Raw genomic sequence first — 6,546 nt, forward strand, 5'->3', positions numbered from 1 at the left:
GCTTACGAACCGAATCGAGCTCTTCCTATGAAACAGGTTGCTTAGCCGCTTCACCATCCCACGAAAATTGGCTTATTCGCAGGATCTCAAGATTGCACGGAGTACCGGACTGCGTTAAACAAAAGGGCATAGACCCGTACCGTTAGGAATACCGGCCTCCACCCTCTGGATAGGCGTAACGAAGGAATGAAAGGGCATTGACCCGTCGAGAAATGGGAGTGAAAGCCTCCGGAGGTTATGTGGAGTAGCGTGCAGCAGAGCAACAAAAAAGAGGAGCGAAAACTCGCCCCTTCTGTTCCCGCATGCGCGTCGGTTTCCAATTTGACGGCTCTCGTCCCATTCCATCCGGGTTACAATTCATCCTGTGGTGAAATCCTGCGAATAAGCGAGCATTCGTGAGAAAACTATAACGTACCGAGGGAGCTTAATCGATTAGGTAACGAAGTGTGATTTGAAATAGAAACGATTATTAAATCCCAGTCGTCATAGTGAAGCTCATGCCCCGTACCTTCCAATGTCAGTAAAACCGCACCCGGAATTTCGTTAGCAAGATTTTTTCCGTGTTCAAAAGGGGTTATCGGATCTTCAGTACCGTGTATAACCAGAGCGGGTACGTTTATTTCACCCGTCCTAACCAGATAGGATTCTCCACCTGCCAGCATGCCGTGATTATTCATGCTGGCCATATTGTTGCTTCTTTTCACTTCTTCTTTTGCCAATTTATAAATTCTTTTCTCATCGAAATGATGCTTTGAACCTGCGAGAACTCTCCATTTACCAACCGTAAATTCGACAACCGATTCTTCGTTCGCCCAATCTGTTGCTCCCGTCGTATTAGAGAAATAATCCATAACCCTTACTTCCATCGGGGGGAGATCCGGAGCGAAATTGGACGTTGATAGTAGGGTAATGGTTAGAACTCTCTCCGGATGCCGCAGTGCTATCATTTGAGTCAGCATTCCACCCATGGAAATGCCTACGATATGCGCTTGCTCAATCTCATAAGCATCCAATACTCGAATGGCATCATCTGCCATGTCCTCGAAAGTATAGCCCGGTTGACCAAGTTCGTAGGTTGTAGAACGTCCTACATCGCGGTTATCATAGCGAACTACAAAACGTCCCTTATCTGCCAAACGTCGGCAGAATTCTTCTTCCCACCAGACCATGGAGGCTTGGGCGCCCATAATCAGCAAAATGGCCGGATTAACTCGATTTCCGAAACTATCGGTACATATTTCAATTCCATTAATTTTTATTAGTTGTTCGTTCATGTAGAATTCCTCCAGTGTTATATAAAATAAAAAAACACAGGGTATCGGCCTGTGCTTACAGAAATCGAAAGAATTTGGAAATGAACTTTATGATGGACTCGCAGTTCCATCACCTAAATCAATAGGTTCATTTCATTTTCTTTAAATTCAGTCTATACGAAATGAGGATAGAGTTACCCTACCTCCAAATCGCATATCACTAAACTAGGTTACCGTGAAGGCAAACCATTCTTCGATTACTATGCACACAACATAGCCGTAAACCGCTACTTAATTCATTGTGCAAAGAATATATCGAAAAATTAGTTAGCCACACGTAACCCCTCCGTTCTTATCAATTTAGGAAATCTTAACACATGATGCTTTTCTAGGTCAACATTCGGAAATTGCCCTCGAACATACTGCATACAAACATTTCATTGAATGTATTTTATGCTTGACTACTAATACACTAATCTGCCCGTTAGTTGAGAAGACGGCAGCCGTAACACCGACTGCCGTCTTCTCGTGTTTATTGCGCTAATCTGCCCGTTAGTTGAGTGAGGGAAATCTGCTTTTTATTTCCTTCAATATCCCGAAGGGCTGGTCGTAGAGCGGCTATGATGGCAGAGATTAAAACGGCTTGATGACCATCAGCACGATAACTGCAATCATCAGCAGCTGCGCCGCCGACTCTAGCGGCGCGATCTTTTTCATCGCGTAGGAGAACTCGGCAAGAACCTCATCCCCACGGCTTGACGCCACGAGCTTCGCGACTTTTTTCAAACGAGGCTCGATTAATGCGTCAATCGCGACCACCAGGAGCAGCGACAACAGGATGGACACATTCAACCACATTTGGGACAGTCCCATGCCGGTTATGATCATGAGCCCAATCCCGGTCGCGATCAGCGCGGCTCCGCCTATTTTAGGAAGCCAGGAGAGCTTGGCCGTGATATCGAAGACAAAGCGAAGCTGGCTGGCGGTTTTGGCGGACCTGCGAATGGCAGGGATGAGGAAAGCGAAGCCCATGAAAGCAATCGCCGAGAGTATATGCAAAACGAGCAGCAATCCGAACATAAAGGGCCGTCTCCTTCCGCGCTCAGCTTACCGGCAGCTCGCTTTGGTAAGCGAGACCGACTCTTTTGCCTTTAAACGGCCCTGCAAGATCGAGGTGGTTCAGCATACAGTTCGCTACATCATTGTAAGCGACATCCAGCTCCTTTAACCGGCTGAACAGGTGGCCGGCAACATCGGCTTCAGAGAAGTCCTTGATGGTCTCCGGAACAGGCACGGGCAAAATTTCTGTGCTCACATGCAAACGAACGGACGACGGAAGATCGGCCGATTCGACCATCGTCCCCGGACACATGACGGACCAATCGAGCTTGGTCTGCCGCAACCGGTCCAGATTCCGATTGTGAGTTTGGTACATGGGCGGGAACCCGGGCAAATTATTGCCGATCAGATCGGTATAAGGAATGTCGAGCAGCCCGGCGCCTCCCATTAACCATACCCGTCCGGAAAACCGCGTGTTATTTTCACACTGGCTGACGATGTTATCGACGATACGAAAAAACTCATCTCCCTGGGCGGCATGACCGGCTGCGATAATAGCGGCGTCTTGCTGCGATAGCGCTTCGTAGACGCTTTCCGGATCCATGATGTCCTTTGCGATCACCTTCACTTGCCCCACGATCTGCTCGCCTTGCTGCTCATAAAGTTTCTCGGGATCGCGCACGAAGGCGGTCATTTCATGCCCCCTAGTAACGCCTCGGTCCAGTACCCTTCTTCCCGTATTTCCCGTTGCTCCGAAAACAATAATCTTCATCGTTCATTCCCTCTTCCTAGCGATCGCCAAATTTTTCATTGCTGGATTGATTTAGGCTTAGAAACGCCATCAATTGGATTAGTCAAATATCCAATTTCAAGGATCATACGGGATTAGCACTTAATAGAATTCTTCCGCGACTATGCCTGCCCTCACTTCGTATGTGTGCCTCTTTTACCTCGCTCAGCGGGTATATCCTGTCAATTTCCGCTTTGATTGTGCCATCCGCCAGCAGTTGCGCTACCGCTTGATTGTCTTCATACGTAGGAAACGCGGTGCTAAGTTTGGCTGTCACTCCGAATCCGAGTGCTTTCTCTTGGGAGGGGGGCTGCACCAACGAGACGAGGCATCCACCCGGTTTCAATACTGACCATGATCGATCTTGCGTACTTCCCCCAACCATATCTAATACCAGATCGACATCCTTTACGACTTCTTCAAATGGAGTCGTCGTATAATCAATCACTTGATCCGCACCCAATGATTTTACATAATCGAGATTAACGCTCGAAGCGGTGCCGATAACTTTGGCGCCTTTCCATTTAGCAAGTTGAACAGCGAATTGTCCTACCCCACCGGCCGCAGCATGAATCAGTACGGTCTGACCGGATTCTAAGTTTCCTTCTGTGAACAAAGCCTTCCATGCTGATTCGGCTCCTGCTCCAATCGTCGCTGCATCTTCAAGCTTGAGATTTTTGGGCACATGAAACATCCCGTTTAAATATGGTTCTGAAACTGAAACGATCCCTAATTCTGAATAAGATCCTTTCATCTTACCGAAAACGAAGTCGCCCGCTTTGAATTCCGTTACATTATCGCCCACGGATTCAATAATGCCGGAAAAAACTGCTCCCGGAATATACGGCAGCGGCTGGGGAAATAAATCCTTTAGTATTCCACTGCGAATTTTCCAATCCAGTGGGATCACTGCCGCATATACAACACGGACAAGAACTTCGCCGGATTGCGGCTCCAGACGTCCCACATCTTCCAATTTCAGCACACCCGGATCGCCGAATTCATGTACACGCACTGCCTTCATCAATGATTTTGACATTAGAATTCTCTCCCTTGTTTAAAGATTCTGCCTCAATGCTTTGCTCTTTAACAACGCCAACTGTAAACTAAATATGTTCAACTAGTGTTGCTTATATTATAATTTGCTTGAACAGATTCATTAAAGTACGCACTTTTGAGAAACATAGTATTCATTTTGATACAATGGAGGATAGAATATGGACGAGGAAAATCGTTTCTGTCCTGTCGCAGCGGCTCTGGCCGTAATCGGCGGAAAGTGGAAGCCCCATATCTTTCGGCACCTGATCAGCCGAACTAAGCGCTTTGGAGAATTACAGCGCGCTTTGCCATACGTTACACGAAAAATACTTACCCAACAACTTCGGGAGCTGGAAGATGACGGTGTCGTCATCAGAACCGTATTTCCACAAGTTCCTCCTAAAGTGGAATATTCTCTTAGTGATTACGGCAAGACTCTCATTCCGATTATGAGCTCGCTGTCTGGTTGGGGACAAACGCATGTCGAATTCGACAATCATGACGGAGCCAAACAACCTAATGGCTGATATTCATAATCGGATGCCTGTGATCTTACATTGTGAAGAACGAGCCTCTGTGGCTGGTTCGGAGCAATCATGAAATATAAATTTATCTATAAATCCTTTCCTGATTTGGTGGATAAAATTACAGGAATAGGTGATCAATGATTTTCGGAATACGCAATTTTGCCACATTGGCCCCTCTAAGTCTCAAACGCGGCTAAGGATATATGTTTTTGTCCATGGCAAAAGACAAGAATATATATCCATAAAACAAAGAAGCCGCGCAGCGCGCGGATCCAATAGCATATATGTTTTTGTCCTCCTACATTTGGTGTTGACAAGAACTTGATGTCATAAATGACAAGAACTTTATCCCATTCCCGACAAAACAAAAAAACACCGTCTTTTTTTAAGACGATGTTTACTTTTAAGCTCGACCTTTAGTTATACTCATTGACGAAAACTGCCCATTACTTCAACAAACAAAAAAAAGAGCTTCGACTTAGCAAGCTCCTCAACTATCGTACCCGTTAGTTCAATGATTTAATTCTACAAACGCCTGTTTCTCTTTTCATCTAGATATATATCTAGCGCTGCTATTCCTCTAATCGCAAGTTTAATGAATAGATAAAGGCTATATAATCCAAGCAGAATGAATAATCCGTAAACAATAAACATGGCGATGGGTAATATTGAAAACAATCCGTTAGAACCCTGAGACATAATTTCACTCCTTGAAATGGCTTGAGCTAATATTTCTGCAGCTCGATATTCTTCCTGAAGGCTGTTTTGTTGACCTCCACTGAATCAAACTGTTTTCTCATAGCTCCAACCGGCATAGGTCCCATATTTTTTTCCGTACATACTCATGAGGTGCGTCTGATAATCAATAAGCGCTATGGCTTGCGTTTTGGTAGCTATAAACGTGACCCGGTCATCTGTTATGGAAATCCGCCGAATCGCGAATGACGTGAACGCGATTTCTATTGCAAACTTATCGGCGTTCACGGACGGAATCTCGAAATGATGTGATATGTGACAGGTATTAACTCGCCTAAGATTGATTCCGGAATCAGTAACTTTATTGTCGTTAAATTCCCATCGAGTCTTTCTTTCCTCGTCCGTTTCAATGATACCGGTGAGTCCTTCACAGAAAAGGCTGTCAATTTCGTATCGGTTAAAATCTAGGATCCATTTTCGGTGTAGATGGTAGAGAGGCAAAAGAGTGCCTTTGTCGTAACTGAAAACATCACAGCCGCGATCGTCATACATGTGAAACAAAATACCTTTTGTTTTGTTATACAGGTAAATCCGACCGCTAGACGTCGGTTTACGCATGAAATCGGCATTTTCAATGGATTCAAGTACATACGGCATTCGGATTTCTTTCGCTTTAACTTCAACAGCCCATTCTTTAGTGTAGAGTTCGTCATCCGATTCATCAAACTCATATGGCAAAGTGCACGATCGCGTTTGCTTCAATCGCGTTTTGAAAAAGCGTTTTAATCGTATTTTACTGACTCGTTTTTCATTTGTACCATAGGTGGTGCGATGCATAAAAATCACATCGTCTTCAGGATCGAAAATTGAACGACAAATGGCACTCGCGCGACGTAGACCTTCGCACCGATATGCCTCACCCATCAAATTTTCGAGTCCTAGTTCAAAACGAATGTAAAGACCATGAGCCTTCATTTCTTTTACAATATCCACTGCAAATATTCCCTTCGTATAAAATATTGGCTTTAATTTTACATGTCGTATTGGCCAGCCGCCTTCATGTCTCGATTGAGCTATCGTACCCGTTAGCCATCCATGCCCCTCTCGGGGCACCACAGAGTAATGAAAATTTTGGTGCGGTGTTCTATACTATTCTTACGGCTGGTGAGGAAGGTCGTTAAGC

6 protein-coding genes are annotated in these 6,546 nt (G+C 45.2%); 1 reads left to right on the forward strand and 5 read right to left on the reverse strand.

The genetic code is table 11. The features are described from left to right. Positions 1-404: 404 nt before the first annotated feature. The 4 genes from mle to AC0YNV_RS40325 form a co-directional block, all read right to left on the reverse strand. The gene (mle, locus tag AC0YNV_RS40310; protein ID WP_475773070.1) at positions 405-1,274 is read right to left on the reverse strand and encodes an alpha/beta fold macrolide esterase; all 870 of its coding nucleotides are present in this window, start codon (positions 1,272-1,274) and stop codon (positions 405-407) included. A 612-nt stretch (positions 1,275-1,886) separates the two neighbouring features. Next, positions 1,887-2,333: a DUF2269 family protein gene (locus AC0YNV_RS40315; RefSeq protein WP_475773071.1), complete on the reverse strand. Its 447-nt coding sequence runs from the start codon at positions 2,331-2,333 to the stop codon at positions 1,887-1,889. A 22-nt stretch (positions 2,334-2,355) separates the two neighbouring features. After that, entirely contained in the window at positions 2,356-3,084 is a 729-nt protein-coding gene (locus tag AC0YNV_RS40320; protein WP_475773072.1) for an NAD(P)-dependent oxidoreductase, read from the reverse strand. Between the two features lie 103 nt (positions 3,085-3,187). Then, the gene (locus AC0YNV_RS40325; RefSeq protein WP_475773073.1) at positions 3,188-4,141 is read right to left on the reverse strand and encodes an NADP-dependent oxidoreductase; all 954 of its coding nucleotides are present in this window, start codon (positions 4,139-4,141) and stop codon (positions 3,188-3,190) included. A 178-nt stretch (positions 4,142-4,319) separates the two neighbouring features. Between AC0YNV_RS40325 and AC0YNV_RS40330 the strand changes: the two genes are divergently transcribed. Further along, complete coding sequence (locus AC0YNV_RS40330; protein ID WP_475773074.1) at positions 4,320-4,667, forward strand: winged helix-turn-helix transcriptional regulator; 348 nt, start codon at positions 4,320-4,322, stop codon at positions 4,665-4,667. Between the two features lie 783 nt (positions 4,668-5,450). On the opposite strand, the gene AC0YNV_RS40335 is transcribed toward AC0YNV_RS40330, so the two are convergent. Further along, a complete protein-coding gene (locus AC0YNV_RS40335) occupies positions 5,451-6,356 on the reverse strand; it encodes a DUF3885 domain-containing protein (protein ID WP_475773075.1) in 906 nt (301 codons plus the stop codon). Positions 6,357-6,546 lie beyond the last annotated feature (190 nt).

The organism is Paenibacillus sp. JT31N11 (assembly GCF_056269285.1).

Coding starts and splice junctions, on each gene's coding strand:
- mle (WP_475773070.1), bottom strand. CDS start 1,274: ATGAACGAACAACTAATAAAAATTAATGGAATTGAAATATGTACCGAT.
- AC0YNV_RS40315 (WP_475773071.1), bottom strand. CDS start 2,333: ATGTTCGGATTGCTGCTCGTTTTGCATATACTCTCGGCGATTGCTTTC.
- AC0YNV_RS40320 (WP_475773072.1), bottom strand. CDS start 3,084: ATGAAGATTATTGTTTTCGGAGCAACGGGAAATACGGGAAGAAGGGTA.
- AC0YNV_RS40325 (WP_475773073.1), bottom strand. CDS start 4,141: ATGTCAAAATCATTGATGAAGGCAGTGCGTGTACATGAATTCGGCGAT.
- AC0YNV_RS40330 (WP_475773074.1), top strand. CDS start 4,320: ATGGACGAGGAAAATCGTTTCTGTCCTGTCGCAGCGGCTCTGGCCGTA.